1 protein-coding gene is annotated in these 551 nt (G+C 57.9%); it reads left to right on the forward strand.

The genetic code is table 11. The features are described 5' to 3' along the window. A partial coding sequence (ssb, locus tag ACFFNX_RS52625; RefSeq protein ID WP_378213913.1) for a single-stranded DNA-binding protein occupies positions 1 to 412 on the forward strand: 412 nt, incomplete at its 5' end. Between the last annotated feature and the right edge of the window lie 139 nt (positions 413 to 551).

A 551-nucleotide genomic window follows, 5' to 3' on the forward strand; every position in this document is an offset into this window, starting at 1 on the left:
AACCTGGCGCGACAAACAGACGGGGGAAATGAAGGAGCAGACGGAATGGCACCGCGTGGTGCTGTTCGGCAAGCTCGCGGAAGTGGCAGGTGAATATCTGCGTAAGGGGGCGCAGGTCTACATTGAAGGCCAGCTTCGCACCCGTAGCTGGGAAGATAACGGTATTACCCGTTACGTCACCGAAATCCTTGTTAAAACCACGGGCACCATGCAGATGCTGGGGAGTGCACCACAGCAGAACGCTCAGGTGCAACCGCAGCCTCAGCAGAATGGTCAGTCACAGAGTGCTGACGCGACGAAAAAAGGGAGCGCGAAAACGAAAGGCCGTGGACGTAAGGCTGCGCAGCCGGAGCCTCAGCCGCAACCACCGGAGGGGGAGGATTACGGGTTTTCAGACGATATCCCGTTCTGACTGGCCTGACTGTGATAACCGCCCCGTCCTGCGCGGGGCATCACCGGAGATATGAGGATGAGCGAATATTTCAGAATACTTCAGGGACTGCCTGACGGTCCTTTTACCCGCAAACAGGCCGAAGCCGTTGCCGCACAGT

This window comes from Actinoallomurus acaciae (assembly GCF_042429965.1).
In the GTDB taxonomy this organism is placed as follows: domain Bacteria; phylum Actinomycetota; class Actinomycetes; order Streptosporangiales; family Streptosporangiaceae; genus Actinoallomurus; species Actinoallomurus acaciae.